The following is a 22,961-nucleotide window of genomic DNA, read 5'->3' on the forward strand; positions in this document are numbered from 1 at the left end:
TGGGATAGGTTTTTTACCCCGCCGCAATCCGCCGTTCTGCGTTGAAATTGCACGCGTTCAGCGTTGGTTTGAACGAAACGCGGATGTTGAGCGTTCAAACGGGTAGGGAGGTGTGTCTGCGTTTCATGCCGGCATTTGGGTGCCGGATCTCCAATAGGTTGTAGCGCGTCTGGTCAGGCGCTATCATTGCGGGATAATCCTGTTATTTATCCAGCGAGCAGCCCATGCGATTTCTTATTCCCCTTGTTCTCGTTGTTGCTAGCCTTGTTGGTTCGGCACGAGCAGAACCTTTTGTTGAGACCTATCTTCGAGCTCAAGCAGGGGATGTGGAGGCTGCGTTCCGTCTGGCGCAATACTTCGAACAACAGAAGGAACAGGTTCATCACGAAGCGGATGCCTTGCATTGGTACAAAATGGCCGCCAGGCAAGGACAGGTTGAAGCCCAGGTTTTGCTCGCTAAAAAGTATGCTGAAGGCGAGGGGGTCGTTAAGAGCTCTGTCCGCACGTTCAGGTGGTATCGAATGGCGGCAGAACAAGGTCACGTTGGGGCTCAATACGCGCTCGGTGAGATGTACTATCTAGGCAAGGGCGTTCGCCAGAATTTTCCACGCGCGGCAAAATGGATGCGGGCTGCGGCTTTGCAAGGGGATTTGGAGGCGCAAGTGATGACGGCGTTTTTTTATGCCAGGGGCAGGGGCGTTTTACAGGATAGCGAAAAATCGTTTCAGCTTTATCGCCTTGCAGCATGGAGGGGGCACCATGAGGCGCAGGTCCGCCTCATGAATTTGCTGCTGGATGGGAACGGCGTAGAGAAAGATGAGCGTGCAGCATTCCGATGGGCCCTAAAAATTGCGCGAAGGGGGTCTGACGAAGGCCAGTATCAAGTCGGTGCCGGCTATCTGTTCGGCAGGGGTGGGGTGGCACGCGACCCTCAAAAAGCAATGGAATGGTTCATGAAGGCCGCGGAACAGGGAAACTATAAAGCGAAGCACAACATCGGCGTGATGTACGAGCATGGCGATGGCGTCAAACAAAATTTGCAAATGGCCTGCATGTGGTACACCATCGCCGCTTTTTGGGGCTCGCACAGATCCGACCACCATCTTCGAAAATTGAGACAGGTTCTGACCGAAGAACAATATGTAGAGGCCAGGCGTTGGGCCTTTCAATACATGGAAGCAAAGGGGGAAGCTGCGCGTTGATGATCCAACCCGATGTGAGATCCGTGAAGACCACGGTGCATGGTCCATTGAACAAACCGTTCCGCAAAGAGTTAGAGCCAGCCTTCAAGTTTCAATAGGGCAAGAAAAAGCAGGTACTGAAGCCTCAGTCCAAGTGTGCTGCCCGAGAGCAAAGAGTTTCGCGCCAAGTTGGCTCTGGAATGATATACGGGCCCATGACAGGGGGAAGAATGGTAGAGATACCGAAACACGCCTTCGAATATGAAACTGTTCGCCGTCTTGGTGACATGCTGAGAACCACAAAAGAAGACTACGAGACCACCGAGTCCTATGCGCTTTTCGCCACTATCGTATGCTGGGTGATGCAACGAGCACGTACGCGGGACGACGAGAATGGCCCCAATAATGTGCAGGCGCGTGAAGTTGGGATTGCCTTGCAGGGAGTTCGGATCAGTGATGAACCATGGGAAGTAAAGCGCTTTCCAGAAATGTCGGCATTTGATTTTTTCGTTGAGGTCCGCAATGCCGTCGCCCACGGTGATGCACGCAATATCACGCCGTTGAATGAGGGGAACGTTTTAACTGGTCAGAGCATTCGAATTAAAGGAGAGTCGCTACTACTAAGGCGCGCCGACATGCAGCGGCTTGGAGGCGAACTTGCAAAGCTGTTTTGCGACACGATGGCTCAATATGAGGAAGAAGGCGACCTGAGAGCACGTGCTGCAAAGATTGAGCGTGAGGAACCTGGTTGAGCGACGTTTCCCAACTGTAAGTTTGTTCCTGCATCCAATCTCGCGAGACGGTGCATCGGCACAACCGCCCTAAGATCCTAGGGGTTCAAGCCTTATCGAGGCTCTGCTCTATTCTCGTTTGATGAACGAGGTAGACCGCCCTGATGTTGCTGAGGGCCGGGCCAACACCCTGACCATGAGGGGTGGAGTAGGGCAAGGCCAGTCGTACGCTAGCCGCGTTGCAGAAATCGCCGTTGATTGTACTCATGCAATTGTGCGAGGATCGGGATCTATTTCATCCACTCTTCATTTTCGGGCAGAACCATCACATTGGGCTCGCACAACTAATTGACATTTTGAGCATCTTGGGCACATAGGATCCAACAGACCCGCCACGCCTCTCAACGAGGCGCAACAGGTGGGTTTTTTATTGTCTACAATACCCTATCAAAAACCAGCTCTTGATATCGATGCGCAGCTCAACCTGTTGGAGCAGCGCGGCATGATCCTAGAGGACCGTGCCCGGGCGGAGCACTATCTGCGCTTCATTGGCTATTATCGGCTTTCGGGTTATTGGTTTCCCTTCCAGTATCGCGATGATGGTCCAGATCATGACAATTTCCGCCCAGGAACAGAATTTGAGAGGGTTCTCGACCGCTATGTGTTCGATCGCCGTCTACGCCTGCTCATCATGGATGCTGCCGTTGCGACGAGGTTTTCCGGCACGCCCAACCACAGGACGCATCAACAGCACCAGCGACTGCCACTTCATCACCTTTAGCCAATAACAATGTCGCACCCAGTGTCTCGCACCCGGCCAAGGTTGCAGCAATCTTTGATTGCGCCTCGGCAACACGGGCGTCGAAGATCTTCTGTGCCTCCCCGCCAGACCGACCGATCCCACGATCCGGTCATGGGTTTCGACAACGGTGTCAGCGATGGCGACCGACCACTCCACAACACAGATCGCAAGAATGGCCAAACGGCGATCACTCGTGATGTCTCGCAGCCCATCTGTGAAGTACCTTTCGCCCTCGCGACTAAATTGTGTGACCCGGTGTGCAGGAACATCGTCCAGGATTGCGGGAGATAGTGCAATCCGTTGCAGAAATTCCAACCGGTCGAGTTGGCGGTTGATGTCGGCAGAGTTCTTACCCACCTCGAATTGCCGCAACCAGATGAACCGGCTGCCCCGGGCACTGGCCAATGAGGTCAGTCAGGATCCGGGCGGCGATGCGCTGGCCATTGCTCTGAAGGCGCTCAATATCAGCGAAGCCGTGGCCGGAAACATCTTTGTCCGCCGGCTCGGAAGCCGCATGGGACTGGAGCAAATCCGCGGCTTGATGCGCCTGCACGCCCGCCTCAGCTTGTCGGCCGCGCAAATGCTGGTGAGAAGCTGGAGCCAGGCCGCACCGGCCAGCACACAGCCCGCGCATCATGAAGCGCTCACCACCGAGACCGACGGCAACGCCCGGCTGCGCGGCACGTCCGATCCGAACCGCACCCAAACAACAGCGCCCCGGCCGCAAACCGGTACGGGCCTCACCGTCCAGCGGCAGACCGAAACCGGCAAGCGCAGCGCTTGAGGCTGTGTAGCGAGCGCCGCTCCATCTGTTTCGTTTTGGGCGGTTTCCCATTAGCCTCCAGCGGGTCGTCAAACAGGAAACACGGTCATGAAGCCTCTGTCGGATGAAAACCGGAGCTTGTGGATCATCTGCTCCATGGGGACTTTGTCCGGCCTGGTCTTGCTCGACGAAACCGTGCTCGGTGTCGCGATCCCGTCCATTCAGACGGCCCTCGGTCTGTCTCATGGCACGACGCACTGGATCGTGAATGCCTATTTCCTCACCTTGACCTGCCTGGCCGCGCTGGGTGGAAAGTGTGTCGACCTGTTTGGCTTGCGGCCCGTCCTGATTGCTGGCGGAACTGTTTTTGCCCTTGCAAGCCTTTTAGCGGGATTGGCCGAGAGCGGACCCATGCTGATCGCCATGCGGGCGCTTCAAGGGGGCGGGGCGGCCCTGTTGTTTGCTTTGTCACAGGCCGGCGCCAACATGGCGTTCCCGCCGGAAAAGCGTGGTCTGGGCATCGGAATTTATGCCGCCATTGCAACAACATCCCTTGCCATCGGTCCACTCATCGGCGGCGTTATCACACATTACGTCTCATGGAACTGGGTCTTCTGGCTGAACATTCCCATTGTCGCACTTGCCGGGGCGATTGCCTACAGTGTCTGGAAAGAACCGGACCACCCGCCAGAAAAAACAGGTCTTGACTGGGTAGGCGGACTCTTGATGCTCATCGGCTTGTGCGGGCTCGTGTTTGCACTGATGGAGGGCTCCAGCCTCGGGTGGCTGAACATCATCGTGCTTGCGAGTGCTGCCGCTGGCCTCCTAGGCTTGTTCTTGTTCGACCGATTTGAACTGCGCCAGCGCAACCCCCTGATTGACGTCCACCTGTTTCGGGTGCCCGCGTTCACATCGGCCTGCTTCGTTTTCATGTGCTGCCAATACGTCATGATCGTGATGGCGGTCTTTTTGCCGATCTTCCTGCAATCCGAAATGGGCTACACGGCAGCCCAGGCCGGCTTGGCGGTGGTCCTCGCCGTGGTACCAATCCCCCTCATCTCTGCCCAAGTCGGACGGCTTGCCGACAAGATCGGCTCGAGGCCGATCGTGATAACCGGAACCGTTCTGGGAGCGCTGGCCACTGTCTGCCTGGCTGTCCTGATGCCGCTGAAGTCCTATTGGCTGTTTGCGGGCGCGCTGGTCCCCTGGGGCATTGCGATGGTGTGCATCGCCGGACCTTCGCGCCGGATCGCGGTCAACTCTGCACCGGCCAACGAGCAGGGCCAGCTGAGCGGAACGGTTGTTACCATCAGGTTGCTCGGGTCGACCATCGGCGTGGCCGCCTCAAGTGCGATGCTGACAGCCGGTTTCAGCATCCCCTTCGTGTTTGGCGTATGTGCCGCGCTGCTGGTGGCGGCATTTGCCACCGCCATGTTCTTACTGTCCGAGGCTCCGGCGCAGCCTAGGGAGCCCGGCGCGGCCTAGGCTGCCAGGTGCAGGTTTGGCCTCACTGCTTGGCAGAGACCGTTGCGACGGCCGCCTCTATATCGGAAATGAGATTGGCGGCCCGCAAACGCAGCATGTCGAGCTGTTGAACGGTTTCACGTGCACCGACTTCGCCGTACCAGAAGAAATGGTTTCCCGGAACACGCGCATTCAATGCCCCGGAAGTCGCATAATTCATCCGGTCCATCAGGCTTTGCCAGTTCGCCGGATCAATATCCTCCGACTTTGACAGGACCGGCAGCACAATGTTCCGGTAAAGATGCTGGATCTGGTAAATGCCCCAGTTTCCGCGATCAGTGAGCGCGTGATCGTTGTCCAGAACCTTGTTTCCCGAGATTGTCACCACGAACGGAAAATCAGTCACTTTCAACCCGCCGGTGTCGGCCAAGGACCAATCCAGATCTTCGACAAACTCGCCATTCTCATAGCGCGATGCCATCATGATCGCATTCATCGCCACTGGAATGTCGCCCAGCACCTGGCTCTCGAACGTGTCCCAGGGCATGATCGTATGGCCGTTCATCGCGTCCTGCGCCAGAACATATTTCTTGAACAGGTCGTAGAATTGCGGTGCGGCAGACAGCCCATTTTCCGCCTTGGATATTGCGCCGGGCGCGGCCAGAAGCAACGGGATCGGCGGGGTCGAGGCGATGGACACATAAAGGCTCATGTCGAGGCCGGCCGCCTGAGACGCCTCATAGACTGATTGTGCAATTTGTCCGCCGGCACTCCAGCCGAGCACAATGATCTCGCCTGAAAGATCATTCTCATCGGAATAATGCTTGGCGACTGCGGCAACCTGCTTGCCCCAATCACGGATCGAAAACGCCGGATAGACGTTGGAATAGACCTTGTTGCCCGTCGGATAGGACGCGCCGAGGAACGAATAGCCCTCTTGAGCAAGCCAGTAGGCCAAAAAATCCCGCTCATTTCCGCCCGGATAGCCATAGGCGACGCGTGCCAGATGAAATCCGCCTGGCACAAAAACGACCAGAGGTTTGTCCGGATCGCCTTTCTTGAAATAAGACAGTGTCTCAATGCCGTTGGTGGTCAGCATTTCCTCGCCCGGGTATAGGCCCTGAGCATCCGGAAGCTTCTCCACTGTCCAGGCGCCAGTTGCATGGCCAGGCGAAGAAAACGCCAGAACACCAACAACAATAAACAGAAACAAAGTGCTCTTGATTCCCTGCATGCCGTGCTCCTTGCCGGTGGCAGACCGCGCAAATGCATCCTCTGAAAGGTGCAGTTCGTTCAGGCCCGACATTCTCCAAGTGGCCTGCGGTCTGACGTGAAGATCGCCGGATTTTGCCAGCTGATCAAGCGTTTTCCGCCTCCAAGGAGACGCTGAGAGAACTGTTCGGGCGGATTTCCATGTGACGAAAGAAGCAGCCGCAGCGCTGATTGTAGGCGGAGTGACCTTGCCTGATTTATAGGGCGGTCAGGCTGGATCGAGCCCCTTGAACCCAAGCGGGAGAGGAGCATGTGCCCTGCGCCGTTCGTGGCTTGAGCGACTCAGTTGTATCGGGTTTGCCCCTTCAAGGGGCGGGCCGCACCTTCATTATGACTGTTTCTGCGGGAGATGAGGGGCGGTTTTTTAAACAAAGCAACCTGTTCTCCATGCACCGAAACCTTGTTTCGTAGAAATGCTGAAAACAACAAAAATACCGCGCCGAAACCGATTTTGTTGACTTCCAAAACCGATTTTGTAGTCTTTTATTGGGAGATCCGAACAGCATGAAGCGGAAAAAGCTGCAGCGTTTGGAGGTAGACGGGGAGAAGGCGGGTGAAAGCCGAGACACGAGCAGTGACCATTGCCGATGTTGCGCGCCATGTGGGCGTAGCCAAGGGCACGGTGTCCCGCGTTCTGAACAACTACAGCGATATTTCCGAGGCCACCCGGCAACAGGTGCTCAAGGCCATTGAGGAGCTTGGTTATCGTCCCAGTTCGCTCGCCCGAAACCTGAAACGGGGCCGTGTTGATACGGTCGGCATGGTGCTGCCGATCGCCGGAGCAAATGCCACCAATCCGTTCCTCTCCGAATTTCTGAACGGTATTTCCTACGCCTTCAGCAAACTGGACAAGGACCTTCTGGTGTCTACTGCCGCAACGGCCGAGGATGCCCTGGCGGCCTATGGCCGTATGCTTGCGGCACGCAAGGTGGACGGCATCATCATCACTCGGACGCTCTATGAGGACCCGCGGGTGGATTATCTGCTGGAGCGCGGCGTGCCATTTGTCACCCACGGTCGGGACAGCAGGTGTAGCGAACACGCCTGGTTTGATGTCGACAATGAGGGCGCGATGCATCAGGCCGTTGCCCATGCCTTCGAGTTGGGCCATCGGCGTATCGGTTTCATTGGGGGCTCATTGAAGTGGAACTTTGCGCGCCAGCGCGATGAAGGCTACCGCGCTGGTCTTGAAGACTGCGGCTTGGTTTTTGATCCGGAGCTGACTTGCACCAGCGAACTGAGTGAACAGGGCGGTGAAGAAGCTGCCAAGGCGCTGTTGATGCAGGAAGCTCCGCCAACAGCGCTGTTATGCATGACCGATGAACTTGGCATTGGCGCCATCAACTGCGCTCGAAAGCTGGGCCTTGAGGTGGGTGTCGATCTGACAGTCATTGGGTATGACGCCTTGCCGGTGGGTGCTCATCTGGACACCCCGCTTACCACTTTTGCCCAGCATATGGAGGATGCGGGCAAAAACATTGCGCGGAGCCTCGACGCCATTTTGCGCGGCGATGATCCGCAAAACCATCAAAGGCTGGTCCCGGCCGCAATGGTTCGGCGTAACTCGGACGGGCCACCCCGTCTGAGCTCGCAAGACCTTGCGGGGAAGATCAGAAAAGCAATTTAGATCCTGTAACGTAAAGGGAGGAAGTTATGTTCAGGAAACAGAAGCTATTAATGGGAACACTTGCCGGTTTCATGGCAATGGGCATGAGCTCGGTGCAGGCGGAGGACCTGCGGTTCTGGACCACGGAAGAACAGCCGGAGCGCCTGGCAAAACAGGCGCAGATTGCCGCTGATTTTGAGAAGGCAACTGGCATTTCCGTCGAGATCATTCCGGTGACCGAAAAGGATCTGGGCACCCGTGCAACCGCGGCCTACGCCGCTGGCGACCTGCCGGACGTGATCTACCACCCGCTGCAATATGTTCTGCCGTGGTCGGAAGCTGGTATTCTGGACATTGAAGCCGCATCAGAAGTGATTGACATGCTCGGCGCTTCGACATTCGCGCCCGGCGCCCTGCAAATGGCCTCCTCTGAGGGTATTTACGCCGCTGTGCCCGTGGATGGGTGGACGCAGATGATCGTTTATCGCAAGGACCTGTTTGATGCAGCCGGCCTTGAAGCGCCCACCACCTACAAAGCCATTCTGGCAGCGATCGAAAAACTGCACAATCCGCCGGAGCAGTTCGGCTTTGTCGCTGCAACCAAGATCGACGAGAACTTCATGAGCCAGGTGTTGGAGCACGTGCTGCTAGCCAATGGCGCAACGCCGGTTGGTGAAGAAGGGTTCACCGGCTTTGACGAGAAGAAGCTGACTGAGGCACTGGAGTTTTACAAGGCCATCGCCAAGGCGTCTCCTCCGGGCGATCTGTACTGGAAGCAATCGCGCGAACTTTACTTCGCAGGCAAGGCAGCCATGATCATCTGGTCGCCCTTTATTCTTGATGAACTGGCCGGCCTGCGCGACAGCGCCCCGCCCACCATCAATGACGACCCGACATCTGGCGAACTGGCGTCCAAAACAGATGTCGTGACCACATTCTCCGGCCCGTCCAACCCGGCTGGTGCCGCGTGGGCGGACATTCGCTACTTCGGCATCACCAACGATGCAGACACGCAAGCAGCTCAGGAATTCGTGGAGTATTCCATGAATGAAGGCTACATGACCACGCTGTCCATCGCACCGGAGGGCAAGTTCCCCATTCGCCGGGGCACCCCGGAAAACCCGAAGGAGTTCGTGGAAGGTTGGGCCACGTTGCCCGTGGGAGTTGACCGCAAGGCGCCTCTCGCAGAGCTGTATCCAGAAGAAACCGTTGCCGCGATCACTACCGGTCTCGACACGGCGAGCCGTTGGGGAGTGGACGTCGGCCAGCTGGCCCTTGCCTCCAAGATTGTCAACTCGCAGGTGATCAACCGGTATACCCGCCAGTTCATCGATGACGAAATCGACGTGGCAACCGCTGTTGCGAAAATCAACGAAGAACTTGCCAAGGTCGACTGATGAAGCGGCCCGGATGCGCCCTTGAGTGGGCGCATCGCCCGCCAGTCAGCGACAACTCAGGAGAACGAAGGTTATGAGCGTGAGCGCAGAACCGTCGGGCAATGGAGCAGCCATGTCTGCTCCCAACTCTGCAGCCCCTCCCCAGACTACCGGCCCCATGCAGAAGCGCGAGGCGCGGCTTGCCTTTTCTATGCTGGCGCCCACGTTCCTGATCATTTTCTTGATTGTTCTGGGGCCGTTGCTGGCCAACTTCTGGATCAGTGTAAAGCCTGTTGAACTGGGCGACCTGCGCGCACCAACGCTGCTGGTCAATGAGCGCGTGCGCGGCAAGCCGCAAGCCGCCGGCGATCCCGTTACCCTGCAATATCGTTTGCGTAATTCGTCACAGGACTATTCCATTTTCGAGGTGTCATTTACCGACACATTGCCCTCTGATTTCAAGCCCACCGCCTGGCCTGAGGCCTGCTCGGTAGATGGCACGCGCTTGAGCTGCACACTGGGCGATATTCCCGGCAAATGGCGCGAACGGCTGGATATTGAGGGCGTGGCTGGTGCCGCCTTTGCCGAGTACCGCAGCCAGATCAAGGACACAGAACTTGTTTACACAGGGGAAGCGGACAATGTGCTGACTAACCTCGATTTCACGTTGGACAACTTCAGGCGCATTTTTGATGCTGACGAGTTCTGGAGCGTGTTGCGGGTTTCGTTCTACTACACCGTGTTTGGCACGGCCGGGGCGCTGGTGCTTGGCCTGTTTGCCGCACAGTTGCTCAACACGTCCTTCAAGGGTCGCGGGTTCTTGCGCGGGCTATTCCTGTTTCCCTATGTGTCGCCGGTGATCGCCGTGGCGTTTACCTGGTTGGTGCTGCTTGATCCGTTCTCCGGCACCGTCAATGCCCTTTTGACCAAGATGGGCGTGGTTTCTGAGCCGATCAACTTTTTCGGTCAGCGCGCCATCGAGTTTTCGCTCTTCGGCCTGCCGCTGGAGTTTCCGCTGGCGCTGTCCACGGTGATCGCGTTTGAAGCGTGGCGCTATTTCCCGCTGTCATTCCTGTTCATTCTGGCGCGGATGCAGTCCATCTCCTCGGATATGTACGAGGCCGCCGAAATGGACGGGGCCACGCCGCTTCAGCAGTTCCGGTGGATTTCGCTGCCCCAGCTTTTGGGCATCCTCTCGGTGCTGTTCCTGCTGCGTTTCATTTGGACCTTCAACAAGTTCGACGACATCTTTCTGCTGACCGGCGGCAATGCCGGAACCCGCACACTGACCGTGGATGTGTATGAGCAGGGCTTTGCCCTATCCAATCTGGGTGCTGGGGCGGCGGTGGCCGTAGTGGTGTTTGTTGTCCTTGTCACCTTTGCAACGCTTTTCATCAAGTTTTCGGCCAAGGAGGAAGGACTATGAGGCTGCTGAACGGCTTTACGCTTTCCGCTATTGCAGGGGCCATCTGGGGTGCCATCGCCATGTTGGTCATTGGCGTTACGCTCACTTTGATTACCGGTAATGTGGCCAGTCCTCAGGTCAGCATGGCCGCCATTGTGGGGGGCTTGACCGGGCTGGTTGCCTACTGGTTCCAAACCCCAAACCTGTCTCTTGGCCAAAGGGCGGCCGCGCCGCTGGTGTGTTTGTTCACTTTGATCCTGTTGACCTTCGCTCATCCCTTCACGCTGTCGCTGGAGGTTTCGACCCTATGGCAGCTTGGCGGCATTGCCGCGTTTGTGGTGGCGGTGGTCTGGAGCTGCCGGGCCACCACCTATGGCCTGCCAAGGGGTGAGTTGACCCGCTACGAACGCGAAATGCTGTATCTGCGAGTGGCCAAAGGCATCGGCTTTGTGGTGTTCACCATTATGGTGGCCCTGCCGTTTTACGTGATGGTGATGACCAGCTTGAAGAGCCAGCAATCGTTGCTCGCCAACCCGCTGGATCTTTCCATCGATTTTGCCGGCGGTTTTTATGGGCTGTTTCGCTCCTACATCGAGCTGTTTACTCTGTTCAATTTTGGTGACTACCTTTTGACCTCCGCCATCGTGTCTGTGGCGACGGTATGCCTGACGCTACTGTTTTCCGTGCCAGGAGCCTATGCGGTATCGCGGCTGAAGTTTCCGGGGCGCGACTGGTTTTCCCGCTCTGTACTGTTGATTTACATGGTGCCCGCCATCGTGTTGGTGATCCCGCTGTATGCCGTGTTCTCTCAGCTCGGCCTGCGCAATTCTCTAGTGGGGCTGTTGATCGTCTATCCGGCGACAACCATTCCGGTAGCGCTTTACATGCTGCAGGGCTACTTCAAGGGTCTTCCCGCCGAGCTTGAGGAAGCGGGGCTGATGGATGGGCTGTCCCGAATTGGCGTGATCTTGAAGATTACGCTGCCGCTGTCCTTGCCCGCGCTGGCGTCGGTCTCACTGTACGTGTTCATGATCGCTTGGAACGAGTTTTTGTTCGCCTTCATGTTTCTGGACGACCCGGAGATCTTCACCCTGTCGCGCGGGGTTGTGGCCCTGAACTCCTCCGAGGTTCCCCGTCAACACCTGATGGCAGGCGCGGTGATCGCCACATTGCCGGTTCTGGTCATCTTTCTCTGGTTCGAACGCTTCTTGGTTCAAGGGCTTACGGCGGGCAGCGTGAAAGGCTGAGACCGTTGGGGCCCACATGTAATATGGAGATACAGTATGTCTGCTGATCTGGACAAAATCGCCATCGACATCCTGCAGGCCAACGATCTGGGTGGCTACACCATTCCAACCAAGGGGCTTTATCCCTATCAGTGGAACTGGGACAGTGCCTTTGTGGCGCAAGGGTTTGCCACCTTTGACGTCAACCGGGGCTGGGAGGAGATCGAAACACTGCTGCAAGGCCAGTGGGATGACGGCATGGTGCCACACATTCTGTTTCGCAAGGACGACCCGACCTACTTCCCTGGACCAAGCGTTTGGGGTACGCAGAACCGGGCACTGCCGTCTTCCGGGCATTCGCAGCCGCCTGTGGCCGCCAGCACGGTGCGTCTCCTTTTCGAAAAGGATCAATCCGCCACTTCCGTGGAGCGCCTGCGCGTCGTGTTTCCCAAGCTGCTTGCGTGGCACCGCTGGTATCACACCGCGCGTGATTTTGATGGCCGGGGCGTGATCGCCGTGATGCACCCTTGGGAGTCCGGCCGAGACAACCTGCCGGACTGGGATGGCCCGGCGGCCCGCGTGGACACCAGCGGTGTTGGCGACTACGTGCGCAAGGATACCTCGTTCGTTAATGCGGACATGCGGCCGCGCAAGACGGACTATGACCGCTATCTGGCGATCCTTCAGTTTGGCCGGGAGTGCAACTGGGATGCGGAAAAGATTGCGCGCGATGCGCCGTTTTATGTGGCTGATCCAGGTGTGACATTCATTCAGTTGCGTGCGGATCGGGACCTTCTGGCGCTCGCCCACGCACTGGGGGAAACCGCGGCACTGCCTGAAATTGAAGAGTGGATTGCCCGCGCGGAACAGGGCATTGAGTTGCTCTGGAACCCTGATCTGGGTGCCTTTACCACGCTGGATCTGCGCAGCGGGGTTCACGGTGAAGGTGTTTCCAGCGCCTCCTTCCTGGCTCCTTATGCCGGCATTTGCAAGGCCAGATACCTGGAGCCTACGCTGGCGCACTTTGATCGCATGATGTCCAAGGTAACCTACGGCGTACCAAGCTACGATCCGGACCATCCGGCCTTTGAAAGTATGCGGTATTGGCGCGGACCGGTCTGGGGCATCTTGAACTACATGATCGCCACCGGCTTTGCCGAGATTGACGAGACCGAGCGGGCAGAGCGCATTCGCAAGGACACGGTTGCCCTGATCGAAAAAAGCGGTTTTGCCGAATACTTCGACCCGATTTCCGGGCAAGGGGCGGGTGGGAACTCCTTTTCCTGGACTTCTGCCATCTGGCTGAACTGGGCGTCTCCCAGCCGCCACCAACAAGCCGCGTAAGGAGGACGCACCATGGGTACCATCCGCCTCAACAACGTGGAGAAATGGTTTGGCGATCTTCAGGTGATCAAGGGGGTTGATCTGGAGATCGAGGACGGCGAACTGGTGATTTTTGTTGGGCCGTCTGGCTGTGGCAAGTCCACCTTGCTGCGCCTGATTGCCGGTCTGGAGGAAACCAGTCGAGGCTCCATCTTCATAGACGGCAAGGACGTGACGCCGCTGCCTCCCTCGGGCCGCGGGCTGGCTATGGTGTTTCAAAGCTATGCGCTTTACCCGCACATGACGGTGCGCGAGAACATGGGGTTCCCGCTGAAGACGGCCGGCGTGCCAAAGGCCGAAATCGACAACAAGGTCAATGATGCGGCGGCCATTCTGAAACTGGAAGAGCATCTCGACCGACGACCCAAGGCGCTGTCCGGCGGCCAGCGTCAGCGGGTGGCCATTGGTCGATCCATCGTTCGAGAACCCAGCGCGTTTCTCTTTGATGAGCCGCTGTCCAATCTGGACGCCGCGTTGCGCGTAGAGATGCGTTTTGAAATCGCCAAACTGCACGAGCAACTGGATGCCACCATGATCTATGTGACACATGATCAGGTGGAGGCCATGACGCTTGCCGACAAGATTGTGGTGTTGCAGGCGGGCCGCATCGAGCAGGTGGGGTCCTCTCGGGAGCTTTATGAACGCCCGCAAAACCTGTTTGTTGCCCAGTTCATTGGATCGCCGAAAATGAACGTGATGCCGGTTGGCTACGAGGACGGCACGTTCGTACTGCCGGGACAGGGGCGTGGGGCGTACCCGGTTGATCTAGCCAAGGGAACGCCGGTGAAGCTTGGCATTCGGCCCGAGCATATTGACGTGTGTGCGGTCGGTGAGGGACACGTGACGGGCACAATCGACGTGGTGGAGTATCTGGGCGCGGACCAGTTTCTTTACGTGGATGCGGGGGAGCTTGGCACATTGTTGGTGCGTCTGTCCGGTCTCAAGGTCGCCAAGGTGGGCGAGCGCATTGGACTGCGGTTCGATGAAAACCTGCTGCACTTTTTCGACGCCAATGGCAGCGCTTTGCGCAACGATCGCTTGAAGGTTGCAGAGCCTGCTTGAGCCAGACCATGACCGACAATCAAGGCCTCCGGTAGCCCTAAAAAAGGTGGAAGGGGCCTTGTTCGTCTGTATGCCGCATCTGCTCCTCTCGATAAACGGCTAGAGACAGATAGATCAACGCTGAGCGAGCCAGTTTGAGAACGCGTAGGGTCTTAACCTCGAATTCATTTTGCGAGATGTGATAGCCGGGACAGCCTTCTAAGCGATCTTGTCGAACAGCCAATATTCCATTCGGTAGGCAAGTCGGACCTTCTCAACAGCCAGGGCATAGGACGGATAGTCTAGTGTGTTGTAGAGCGCGACATCCTTGTCGGAAAAATGCGCGGTGTCGAATCCCGAACCCAATTCCAGCTTTGCTTTTTGCCGTTTTCACGAAGTTTGTTTGCCCAGGCATTAGAACGGAAATAATGGAGCAATACCGTCTGCTTCGGTGTCAGGTCGCGCTTTTCAATTGCGCCAATCTAATTAAAGTTGGCGACTGCAATTAGATGACGGAAAATACTCAAATATTCCAATTTTGATTGCAATGCGATTTCAAATCCAAATACTGCCCGAAATAAGGTCTTCTTGAGTTTTAGGTTCACCCCATTAATGGGAGCGGGCTGTCGTGAACCGAGCCTGTAGTCTCGGCCATACGGCGTCCATCCCCGGCGCGTTAGGGGCATGGTGGCGATAGGCGTCGGCCTTATGCCGAGTGTGTGATACACGCAAATGGGACCTATGGTTTTCAGCTTAAACCGTCCGATCCCGCTTGGACTTGGTAGGTCCTTGGTGCAGGGCAGGGCAGGCGAGTGTTCTTTTTGGGCGGCTTTCGGGCCCACGACCGGCAGCTCGGCTTCGCCGTCGCACCGCGCAAAAAGGCCGGGTTGGACGCACCGGATTATCTCCTGTCACACATCCCCCCCCTTTACTGGGCATATGTCATTCTCACTGGCGAATACAGGTGGCGGCAGAGGGCCACGGAAAACCCATGAAGTTTCACGTGTCAAAAGAGCCCATTGCCATCGTAGAACTAGCATTGCTGCACTTGCAAGTTCACTATATGTTCTCATGATTACAGCTCGAGATAAAAAGTAGAAATCACGATGAGACAAACATTGAGAGACAAAGCCGTTGCCGTCTGCAACGAAAAGATTGCCAAAAAGGGCGAAGCGGTCGGCCTTTCATTCTACGCATTTTTTGCCAATCGGAATGATGATCCGGACCTTCTCATGGAAGCGGCGGAATGGTGGATAAAAACGCATGAGCTTGATCACTTCGAAAAAGCCGTGAAAATCCGAGATATGATCAGCTCTGGCGTTTGAGCAAGGGCACTTCTGCACTCAGCCGGTGTCAAGCCCAATTGACGTTTCTTCATGGCAACATTAACGAGCTTAATGTTATGTTGAGATAACATTAAAAGACGTGAGCGTGGGCGTGGAGGCGTCGTTCTCAGCGACAAGCATTGAAAATAATGGTTTCTCAGTGTAACATTATAGGGCTTTGTGTTGCGTGGAGGTGTCATTATGGCTGTTGCGATCAAAATGCCCAGGGCGGCGCGTAAGGAGCTTGTGACACTCGGGGAAAACATCCGCATTGCCCGACTGCGTCGCAAACTGACCGCCGAGATTGTTGCGCAGCGCGCAGGGACAACGCGGCAGACCATCGCCAAGATCGAAAGCGGGAACCCCGCCGTTAAGATCGGCACTTACGTGGCCGTTCTGCAGGCGCTTGGCCTTTTGAAAGGCTGGGGGGATCTCGATGACCCGGTTGGCAAGCAGATGGCCCTGGATGACCTTCCGCAGCGTGCGAGGCTGAAAAATGGTTGAAGTCTGGATCGACTGGAAGGGGCTGAAACGGGTTGGCACGCTTCACCGCACAGCGGGGCGCGGCCGAGAGCGGGTGTCCTTTACCTATCATGAGGATTGGCTTGCCGACGAAAATGCCTTTGGACTTTCGCCCGGCATGCCTCTGGGTAAAGGCCAGTTCGTGCCTGAGGCGGGGCAGGACATGCTTGCACCGCTTGGGGATTCCGCCCCTGATACCTGGGGCAGAACGGTGATGCGGCGTTTTGAGGGGCGCATGGCAGAGGCCGAGGGGCGACGCCCGACAACGCTGCAAGAAACAGACTACCTGCTTGGCGTGAATGACGAGACCCGGCTGGGGGCGCTGCGCTTCAAGGTTGATGGCGCGTTTCAAGCGCCCGAGGGCATCGGTGTGCCTGCGCTCGTGAGCCTGGGGGATTTGCTGGATGCCTCGCAACGGGTTCTGCGCGGGGACGAGACGGCTGAGGATCTTCAAATGCTGTTTGCGCCGGGAAGTTCTCTGGGCGGCGCTCGGCCGAAGGCCAGCATCTTAGACCAACACGGCCGCCTTTCTGTTGCGAAGTTCCCGAAAGAGACCGACACCTATTGTGTGGAACGGTGGGAAGCCATTGCATTGGAGCTGGCAAGGCGCGCAGGCATTGCGGTTTCGGATCACACGCTTGAGATGGCGGGCGACAAGCCGGTTTTCTTGTCCCATCGGTTTGACCGGACCGACGACGGCCGGATCCCGTTCCTCTCAGCCATGGCGATGCTGGGCGGCAAGGATGGTGAAAGCTACAGCTATTTGGACCTGGCGGACATCATCACCTCAGAAAGCGTCACGCCCGACCAAGACCGAGAGGAACTCTACCGGCGGGTCGCCTTTTCCATTCTCGTGACGAACCTTGATGACCACATGCGCAATCACGGATTTCTGCGGGGGCAGGGCGGCTGGCACCTCTCACCGGCCTATGACATCAACCCGGTGCCGAACCAACCGCGTGTGCTCAAAAGCTATGTGGACGATGACAATCCGGATGCCAGCATCACCCTGCACCGCGCGCAACATGCAGCCTATCTTCTGGAACGCGGGGAGGCTGATCGCATCATTGCAGAGGTGGCTGAGGCGACTAAGGCTTGGCGCGATGTTGCCCGTGCCTTGGGCGCGCCAGAAAGGGAGATCCGGGAGATGGTGACCGCCTTCGAGCACGAGGAAGCGGATCTGGCGCGCGCGTGATCTGGGGCAGTCCACGCGTTGGTTTAGAGGCGTTACGCACGAACGCACCGACAGGGAGGGCCAGGTGGCGCGCAAAGCGACTTCGCTGGATTTGAACTTCGCCTGGCCGGAATTATCAGCGCCGTGGACCTTAAAACCTGCTTCGCCAAACCTGTTCCGGGGATGGTGACCGCCATCAGAACCTCTCTTCACGGCTTTTTACGGCATGCGAGATCAAATCAGGCAAATCGTCGATCATCTGGTCTTGTTGTGAAAAGGATAATTTTTGAGGTCAAAAAATTATTCAGTCCTATCAATGGGTTGCGGAGGGGGGCAAAAAAGATCCTTTGACAACGCCTGGGGTTTCAGGTCATTGATATCATGAAGGTTTCCGCGCTCGAGGAACTGTTCGCCGCCGGGTAGGCGGCTGAGAGATCACCGATCTGCCAGACGACCGCCTAGAATTTGTTCGCCGCCGGGTAGGCGGCTGAGAGACTCGTATTTCTTGCTGAGTGGCAACCGGCGATGTTCGCCGCCGGGTAGGCGGCTGAGAGAGGCAAGAACCGTCTGCCACTCCGGTCCGACAAGTTCGCCGCCGGGTAGGCGGCTGAGAGAAGCAAGAGGAAGTCGCGCGCATTTTCGGAGTGGTTCGCCGCCGGGTAGGCGGCTGAGAGAGGCTTCGCCCGATTTGGCGGGCAGTATTGATGTTTTATTAAGGGAACTGAAACGCATTATTTTGCGGATCGCACTTTCTCACATCGTCTCCTATTTTCTCATATTTTTTGGAGCAAAGCGGGCCGAGACTTCTCTGTGTCTCACATATTCTCATATCGTCTCATATCGTCTCATATCGTCTCATATCGTCTCGTATTGTCTCACGAATTCTCATATGGTCTCACATCGAGGACTGGCAGGATAGGCAAAGTGATATCACTTTGCGGCGGCGGCGGCTGAGCGCTGAAGCTTGCTTGATGTCTATTCGCGGCTGCGGCGCTCAAGGGGCCAGTGTGGTGGCGGTGGGGCAGGCGGGCGCAGCGGCGCGCGGATGGAGATTCGACGTCCCATCGCGGTTGCCAGACAGAGACGAAATCTTCTTCTGTCTCGCCGCTTGAAGAACCCTAGCACGAGTTTTTTATGCGGAACAACCAGCTGAGGGGCAGGCGGGCGACCCGCCTTTGTGTTCCAACCTCAGCCGTGTTGCCAACCCGGCGGCGCGTGCCGTTCACGCTGCTGCCTGGACGCTGCCCTCGGAAGCGCTACGGAGCGAGAAGTTGACCTCGTACCGCATAAAGGAAATCTGCGGCACCATACTGGCGGCATATTCCAGCTTCTTGTCACCCGCGAGCGCGATGATGAGACCCTCAACCTGTTCGCCTTGTGCCAGATCGGACTTCACCCAGCCCATGTAGCGCAGGGCCTGACCCACTGCTTCATCGGAGGTTTGGCCTTTTTTCAACTCGATAACCAGCCAGCGCGGATCTGTTTTGTGCTTGGCCAAGAAGTCAATTCTGCCCGCAGGACAGTGGTACTGGCTGCCTGCCTCTGGGTTTTCAGGCGTTTCCAGAAGGTCCCACTCTTGGCCAATCTGGGTTCGAGCCCAGTTGTCCAACAGGAAAATCTGAAGTTGCTTTTCCAGCGAAAAGCCCCTGCGCTCGATTGCTGCTTCCTCGGTGACAGGCGGTTCATCGAGATCTAACCCGTCGTCTAGAACACTCCACCAAAGCACATCGAGGGTCCACAGGTCGGTCTCCAGTGCCTCGGCAAGGTTCAGCAAAATGTCATTGATGGCTTTGTATTTCTGGCCAGTTTGAGTGCCACGGTCGAACTGGGGCGCGCTAATTTTGTTGAGGCATTCTCAGCCTTCACAAAGCGCGCACACACGTCTTGCGACACTCCTTGGTTCCCATTTAGCGAAGTTCAATAGAGGTGATTTTGTTCATTCGGAGCAGTTGTTTCGCACTGTCCTGGAAGGTGCGAGGAACTTCATCGGCCTCTTGCAGACTTTTGCAGACTTTTGCGGACTTTTGCGGACTTTTGCGGACTTTTGCGGACTTTTGCAGACTTTTGCAGACTTTTGCAAAGGGGGGTGTGGCAGGATATGTAAAGTGTTAGCACTTCACGGCGACTGGGGCTTGAGGTTCAAACCTGCCAGCGCCCATTGGCACACTCCAATCCTGCTTGCTGGGCAGGGAGGTGCGATACGTCTACTTTGCAGGTGTGGACATTTTATTTTTGCGCGCACGCCCTGCAACACGGAATTGCCCCATAATCCATATTATGGAACGTTGATGGGCAGCGCTGCACTATTCTGCATTGAGCTTGTCATATACCAAGATCCACCAACTTAGTTATGATTTCGAAATATTCACCAAAGGAAGGCATCGCAAAAACAAATAATTTGCAGTTTTCAACTATTAGGATTTCCGTGAATTCTCCGATCGATCCTGTCAAGGCAGGAATAGGCTAATTTTTTGTTTGTAGTTTTGTGAAAACTACCAATTAATCTTAGAAGTATAAAGATCCTATGGGTTTACTTAGGGTAGGTGCAACTGACTGCCTGATTAGTTTATAAAAACCAAGTCTACTAGCGTAACTCTTGTTGCGCCAACGATGATTAGATTGCGGCATATTGTGGTGTGGTTCCGGCAGATGTAGGACGCGGCCGCTCGTTGTCCGAAAAGAAGCTTCAAAGGAATTGATATGCATCAGTCAAATTCCCCAAACCCAGTGAAAAGAAACGGGTTTTTAAATGGGTGGATGCGAGAGTTCCCGCCCCCGCTTACAATCCTTGTTTCAGTGCTGTGCGTTGTGTGGATCGCAACGTTTTTTATCCCCTCAGGGGCATATATCCTTGATGAGACTGGATCACCAATACCCGGAAGCTTTCGTACTGTTCCCAAGCCACTCAGCTTTCCAGAACACCTTGGTGAGTTGCCACTCGCGCCCGTAAACGGTCTCTACGGGGCGGTTGATCCAGAAACGGGGCAAGTTGCTCCGTTTAATATTGGCCCGTTGTTTGGGTCCGCGCCCGTTTTCTTTTATGTGCTCGCAATTGGTGGCTTCATGACTGTTGTCTTTGCTACCGGCGCTTTGGATCGCGGCATTCACCATCTTGCATGGTCGTTTCGATCGCAAGGGGAATGGCTGATCGTTGTTCTGTGTTTGCTATTTGGGGTTTTGGGATCGGTCATGTTTTGGAGTGACGAATCTCTCGGCCTGTACGCTCTTATGATCCCGCTCATTATCGCCCTTGGATACGATCGTATGACAACCGTGGCTGTGGTCACTGTTGCACCCTTCGCTGGACGATTGGCGTCAACAATCAATCCATTTGTGATTGGCATCGGATCAGATAAAGCGGGAATAACGTTGGTGGACGGCTTGCCTCTTCGGTTGGTCATGTTTTGTTGTGTAATGGCCGTCTTGATCCTTTATGTTTTAAGGTATGCCAAGAGAGTAAAAAACAATCCTCAAACCTCAATCTCTGGCATCAGCGAGGAAGATAAAGCCTTGGCGGAAGCAGACGCGCTCCCTCCGCCCAAGCTATCGCGAACAGACAAGATAATTGTCTCCCTCGTGGCAGGAACATTCAGTCTCATGACATTCTCCATTGTTCCCTGGGGGGCTATTTTGGGTAATGCCAAGATAGACGCCTATGAGCATGAAAGCATTAACAGCCCGTTCGCATGGGAACTGGGTTGGTGGCTACCGGAACTGACAGCTCTTTTTTGTGTCATGGCAATCGTGGTTGGTGCTGTCGGACGACTGGGGCAAGCTGAAACGGCTCGTGCGTTTCTAAGAGGTGTTGGTAGCTTCGTCGGCCCTGCGTTCCTAATAGTGGTCGCACGGGGAATATCAGTCCTTATGACAAACACGAAAACAATTGATACCGTCCTGCATACCATGGAGGGGCTGACTGCAGGAGCATCTTCAAGTGTGTTTACCCTCGTCATTTTCTTAGTGTCTATGCCCCTCGCATTTCTTGTTGGAGGCGGCTCTGCGGGCACGGCGTTGGTGATCCCAGTCTTGGCCCCACTTGCTGATTTCGCTGGCATCGAAAGATCTCTTGTCCTCACTGCGTGGTCCACCGCGGGAGGAGTGATGAGCCTTATATTGCCAACAAATGCTATCCTCATGGCAGGATTGGCATTGGCGAAGGTTGGATATGATCAATATATCCGGTTTATCCTGCCATTGGTCATTGTTTTTATCGGTATTGCTGTTTTTTCTTTGCTAATTGGTAGCCTGCTTCTGTAGGTGTCATGTCAATTGATTTTAACTAGTAGTTCCGAGAGGTTGATAAAGAACTTTTTGCCGATTAAAGCTATTAGATTATTTGGAAAATTGTCGCTTTTATTGATCTTTAATTTTTCGGTTATGCCTGTTTATTGTCATAAAGTGTTTGCATTTACCTAAAACAACACAAGAAGCCGGAGAGGCCTAATGCAGTACAACGACATACCCAGTATCGCCGATATCAAGAGCTTGGCTCATAATCGTCATCCGGCGAGCATCAGCCTATTCTTGCGCACCACGCCCCTCACCCAGAAGGCCCAACAGGATCGGGTGCGCCTGTCAAACCTTGCTCATGATGCCATGCAGCAGGTAGATAGGGGCCAGTTGTCAAAGGCCGAGTATGCTGACTTAGAAGCAAATCTGGCAGATGTCGTTGAGGATGATGAGTTCTGGGCCCATCAAGCAGAAAGCCTTGCTGTGTTTGCAACGCCGAAAAAAGTGAGAACTTTTCGGTTGCCAAACCACCTTGTGGATGGGTTTGAGGTATCGGACCGGTTTCACCTGACACCGCTCATGCGAGCCCTGACGTTTCCTCATCACGCAATCGTTTTGGTTTTGGGGCAAAATGCCGTGCGAGTGATTGAAATGACTGGTGATACTCCTGCTGGCGAAGTCCATGTGCCCCGCATGCCAGAGGATGCGGCCAGTGTGGCTCGAAAAGCCAGTATTCTAGGGCGCTCACCCAAAGGGCGCTTGCATGGCAGTGAAGGCCAAAAGGTGCATTTGGTTGCTTATGCCCGTGCGGTGGATGCGGCGTTGCGCCCCTTTCTGGCGGGCAGTGAAGAACCACTTGTTCTTGTGGCAAATGAACCGCTGCGCTCAATATTTTTGAAGATTTGCAGCTATCACCATATACTGCCCAACCAACCCAGTGGGGTCGCAGAAGAAAGCCCGAACCATGAAATAACAGCCGCTGCTCGGGCTTTGGTTGATGCCTCTCATGAAGATTATCTGCGCGAGCTCCATGCGACCTACGCGGCTCGAGCCGGATCGCGCCGCGCAACTGACAGCGTCAGCGAGATTTCCCGCAAAGCAACCTTCGGTGCGGTCGAGATGCTGATGGTCGATATGGATGCAACACTGCATGGTACCGTCGATAAAGACACCGGTGATGTGGTTCTGGCCGATGCTGCCGGGCCTGAAACATATGATATCCTATCGGAAATTGCCTGCAGGACGTTGGAACGGGGTGGCAGGGTGTACAGTGTTCGTCAGGAGGACTTGCCTGGGTCTTCGCCCATGGCTGCTATCCTGCGCGTGCCCATCTAACATCAGCAGGATTCAGCAACTCAGTTTGCTATCTGGATACTGACGGTTCATCGAAAAGATGGCGTGGGCCTTGCTTAGCATATCTTGCAAAACGAAATAGTTGACGTAAGGGCATTGTGCGGTGC

At 55.8% G+C, this 22,961-nt stretch carries 20 protein-coding genes and 1 CRISPR repeat array; of the genes, 16 read left to right on the top strand and 4 right to left on the bottom strand.

Features of this window, described 5'->3' with window-relative positions:
• The first annotated feature begins 224 nt into the window (after positions 1–224).
• The 5 genes from PUV47_RS18720 to PUV47_RS18740 all read left to right on the top strand — a co-directional run bounded on the left by PUV47_RS18720 (position 225) and on the right by PUV47_RS18740 (position 4,962).
• Entirely contained in the window at positions 225–1,202 is a 978-nt protein-coding gene (locus PUV47_RS18720) for an SEL1-like repeat protein (protein ID WP_274220128.1), read from the top strand.
• Positions 1,203–1,411: 209 nt separating this feature from the next.
• A complete protein-coding gene (locus PUV47_RS18725) occupies positions 1,412–1,933 on the top strand; it encodes a hypothetical protein (RefSeq protein ID WP_274220129.1) in 522 nt (173 codons plus the stop codon).
• 409 nt (positions 1,934–2,342) lie between these two features.
• Positions 2,343–2,693, top strand: coding sequence for an Abi family protein (locus PUV47_RS18730; RefSeq protein WP_274220130.1), 351 nt, complete (start codon positions 2,343–2,345; stop codon positions 2,691–2,693).
• A 355-nt stretch (positions 2,694–3,048) separates the two neighbouring features.
• Positions 3,049–3,498: a hypothetical protein gene (locus PUV47_RS18735; RefSeq protein WP_274220131.1), complete on the top strand. Its 450-nt coding sequence runs from the start codon at positions 3,049–3,051 to the stop codon at positions 3,496–3,498.
• An 87-nt stretch (positions 3,499–3,585) separates the two neighbouring features.
• A complete protein-coding gene (locus tag PUV47_RS18740; RefSeq protein WP_274220132.1) occupies positions 3,586–4,962 on the top strand; it encodes an MFS transporter in 1,377 nt (458 codons plus the stop codon).
• Positions 4,963–4,984: 22 nt separating this feature from the next.
• Here the strand turns inward: PUV47_RS18740 and PUV47_RS18745 are convergent, their stop codons facing one another.
• A complete protein-coding gene (locus tag PUV47_RS18745; protein WP_274220133.1) occupies positions 4,985–6,247 on the bottom strand; it encodes an alpha/beta hydrolase in 1,263 nt (420 codons plus the stop codon).
• Between the two features lie 519 nt (positions 6,248–6,766).
• On the opposite strand from PUV47_RS18745, the gene PUV47_RS18750 reads away from it, so the two are divergent.
• From PUV47_RS18750 to PUV47_RS18775, 6 genes are all read left to right on the top strand, one after another.
• Entirely contained in the window at positions 6,767–7,840 is a 1,074-nt protein-coding gene (locus PUV47_RS18750; protein WP_274220134.1) for a LacI family DNA-binding transcriptional regulator, read from the top strand.
• Positions 7,841–7,866: 26 nt separating this feature from the next.
• On the top strand, positions 7,867–9,216 hold the full coding sequence (locus PUV47_RS18755) for an ABC transporter substrate-binding protein (RefSeq protein ID WP_274220135.1): 1,350 nt from the start codon (positions 7,867–7,869) through the stop codon (positions 9,214–9,216).
• A gap of 73 nt (positions 9,217–9,289) precedes the next feature.
• Positions 9,290–10,621 carry a carbohydrate ABC transporter permease gene (locus PUV47_RS18760; RefSeq protein ID WP_274220136.1) on the top strand — a complete coding sequence of 444 codons (1,332 nt, stop codon included), beginning with the start codon at positions 9,290–9,292 and terminating at the stop codon, positions 10,619–10,621.
• Positions 10,618–11,847 carry a carbohydrate ABC transporter permease gene (locus PUV47_RS18765; RefSeq protein WP_274220137.1) on the top strand — a complete coding sequence of 410 codons (1,230 nt, stop codon included), beginning with the start codon at positions 10,618–10,620 and terminating at the stop codon, positions 11,845–11,847. Before PUV47_RS18760 ends, PUV47_RS18765 begins: the two co-directional genes overlap by 4 nt.
• A gap of 36 nt (positions 11,848–11,883) precedes the next feature.
• Positions 11,884–13,170 carry an MGH1-like glycoside hydrolase domain-containing protein gene (locus PUV47_RS18770; RefSeq protein ID WP_274220138.1) on the top strand — a complete coding sequence of 429 codons (1,287 nt, stop codon included), beginning with the start codon at positions 11,884–11,886 and terminating at the stop codon, positions 13,168–13,170.
• Positions 13,171–13,182: 12 nt separating this feature from the next.
• Complete coding sequence (locus PUV47_RS18775; protein ID WP_274220139.1) at positions 13,183–14,271, top strand: ABC transporter ATP-binding protein; 1,089 nt, start codon at positions 13,183–13,185, stop codon at positions 14,269–14,271.
• A gap of 37 nt (positions 14,272–14,308) precedes the next feature.
• On the opposite strand, the gene PUV47_RS19910 is transcribed toward PUV47_RS18775, so the two are convergent.
• Together PUV47_RS19910 and PUV47_RS18780 are read right to left on the bottom strand one after the other, a co-directional pair.
• Positions 14,309–14,494, bottom strand: coding sequence for an LA2681 family HEPN domain-containing protein (locus tag PUV47_RS19910; RefSeq protein WP_425313793.1), 186 nt, complete (start codon positions 14,492–14,494; stop codon positions 14,309–14,311).
• Positions 14,470–14,616: an LA2681 family HEPN domain-containing protein gene (locus PUV47_RS18780; RefSeq protein WP_274220140.1), complete on the bottom strand. Its 147-nt coding sequence runs from the start codon at positions 14,614–14,616 to the stop codon at positions 14,470–14,472. The genes PUV47_RS19910 and PUV47_RS18780 overlap by 25 nt, the downstream gene beginning before the upstream one ends.
• Positions 14,617–15,356: 740 nt before the next feature.
• Between PUV47_RS18780 and PUV47_RS18785 the strand changes: the two genes are divergently transcribed.
• The 3 genes from PUV47_RS18785 to PUV47_RS18795 all read left to right on the top strand — a co-directional run bounded on the left by PUV47_RS18785 (position 15,357) and on the right by PUV47_RS18795 (position 17,292).
• A complete protein-coding gene (locus PUV47_RS18785; RefSeq protein WP_274220141.1) occupies positions 15,357–15,575 on the top strand; it encodes a DUF6500 family protein in 219 nt (72 codons plus the stop codon).
• Between the two features lie 201 nt (positions 15,576–15,776).
• Positions 15,777–16,079: a helix-turn-helix domain-containing protein gene (locus PUV47_RS18790; RefSeq protein WP_274220142.1), complete on the top strand. Its 303-nt coding sequence runs from the start codon at positions 15,777–15,779 to the stop codon at positions 16,077–16,079.
• Positions 16,072–17,292, top strand: coding sequence for a type II toxin-antitoxin system HipA family toxin (locus PUV47_RS18795; RefSeq protein ID WP_274220143.1), 1,221 nt, complete (start codon positions 16,072–16,074; stop codon positions 17,290–17,292). Before PUV47_RS18790 ends, PUV47_RS18795 begins: the two co-directional genes overlap by 8 nt.
• Positions 17,293–17,678: 386 nt before the next feature.
• Positions 17,679–17,946: a CRISPR direct-repeat array (repeat unit 28 nt; unit sequence GTTCGCCGCCGGGTAGGCGGCTGAGAGA).
• Between the two features lie 547 nt (positions 17,947–18,493).
• Here the strand turns inward: PUV47_RS18795 and PUV47_RS18800 are convergent.
• Positions 18,494–19,045, bottom strand: a complete 552-nt coding sequence (locus PUV47_RS18800) for an endonuclease NucS domain-containing protein (protein WP_274220144.1) — start codon at positions 19,043–19,045, stop codon at positions 18,494–18,496.
• A 926-nt stretch (positions 19,046–19,971) separates the two neighbouring features.
• On the opposite strand from PUV47_RS18800, the gene PUV47_RS18805 reads away from it, so the two are divergent.
• On the top strand, positions 19,972–21,528 hold the full coding sequence (locus PUV47_RS18805; protein WP_274220145.1) for a YfcC family protein: 1,557 nt from the start codon (positions 19,972–19,974) through the stop codon (positions 21,526–21,528).
• A 186-nt stretch (positions 21,529–21,714) separates the two neighbouring features.
• The gene (locus PUV47_RS18810) at positions 21,715–22,836 is read left to right on the top strand and encodes a hypothetical protein (protein WP_274220146.1); all 1,122 of its coding nucleotides are present in this window, start codon (positions 21,715–21,717) and stop codon (positions 22,834–22,836) included.
• Positions 22,837–22,961 lie beyond the last annotated feature (125 nt).

The sequence above is a fragment of the Pseudovibrio exalbescens genome (assembly GCF_028737195.1).
Taxonomy (GTDB): domain Bacteria; phylum Pseudomonadota; class Alphaproteobacteria; order Rhizobiales; family Stappiaceae; genus Pseudovibrio; species Pseudovibrio zosterae.

Excerpts from the sequence above, each read along its gene's own strand:
- PUV47_RS18795 (WP_274220143.1), top strand. The coding sequence starts at position 16,072 with ATGGTTGAAGTCTGGATCGACTGGAAGGGGCTGAAACGGGTTGGCACG.
- PUV47_RS18760 (WP_274220136.1), top strand. The coding sequence starts at position 9,290 with ATGAGCGTGAGCGCAGAACCGTCGGGCAATGGAGCAGCCATGTCTGCT.
- PUV47_RS18740 (WP_274220132.1), top strand. The coding sequence starts at position 3,586 with ATGAAGCCTCTGTCGGATGAAAACCGGAGCTTGTGGATCATCTGCTCC.
- PUV47_RS18755 (WP_274220135.1), top strand. The coding sequence starts at position 7,867 with ATGTTCAGGAAACAGAAGCTATTAATGGGAACACTTGCCGGTTTCATG.
- PUV47_RS18785 (WP_274220141.1), top strand. The coding sequence starts at position 15,357 with ATGAGACAAACATTGAGAGACAAAGCCGTTGCCGTCTGCAACGAAAAG.
- PUV47_RS18775 (WP_274220139.1), top strand. The coding sequence starts at position 13,183 with ATGGGTACCATCCGCCTCAACAACGTGGAGAAATGGTTTGGCGATCTT.
- PUV47_RS18770 (WP_274220138.1), top strand. The coding sequence starts at position 11,884 with ATGTCTGCTGATCTGGACAAAATCGCCATCGACATCCTGCAGGCCAAC.
- PUV47_RS18790 (WP_274220142.1), top strand. The coding sequence starts at position 15,777 with ATGGCTGTTGCGATCAAAATGCCCAGGGCGGCGCGTAAGGAGCTTGTG.
- PUV47_RS18805 (WP_274220145.1), top strand. The coding sequence starts at position 19,972 with ATGCATCAGTCAAATTCCCCAAACCCAGTGAAAAGAAACGGGTTTTTA.
- PUV47_RS18735 (WP_274220131.1), top strand. The coding sequence starts at position 3,049 with ATGTCGGCAGAGTTCTTACCCACCTCGAATTGCCGCAACCAGATGAAC.
- PUV47_RS18720 (WP_274220128.1), top strand. The coding sequence starts at position 225 with ATGCGATTTCTTATTCCCCTTGTTCTCGTTGTTGCTAGCCTTGTTGGT.
- PUV47_RS18725 (WP_274220129.1), top strand. The coding sequence starts at position 1,412 with ATGGTAGAGATACCGAAACACGCCTTCGAATATGAAACTGTTCGCCGT.
- PUV47_RS18745 (WP_274220133.1), bottom strand. The coding sequence starts at position 6,247 with ATGTCGGGCCTGAACGAACTGCACCTTTCAGAGGATGCATTTGCGCGG.
- PUV47_RS18765 (WP_274220137.1), top strand. The coding sequence starts at position 10,618 with ATGAGGCTGCTGAACGGCTTTACGCTTTCCGCTATTGCAGGGGCCATC.
- PUV47_RS18810 (WP_274220146.1), top strand. The coding sequence starts at position 21,715 with ATGCAGTACAACGACATACCCAGTATCGCCGATATCAAGAGCTTGGCT.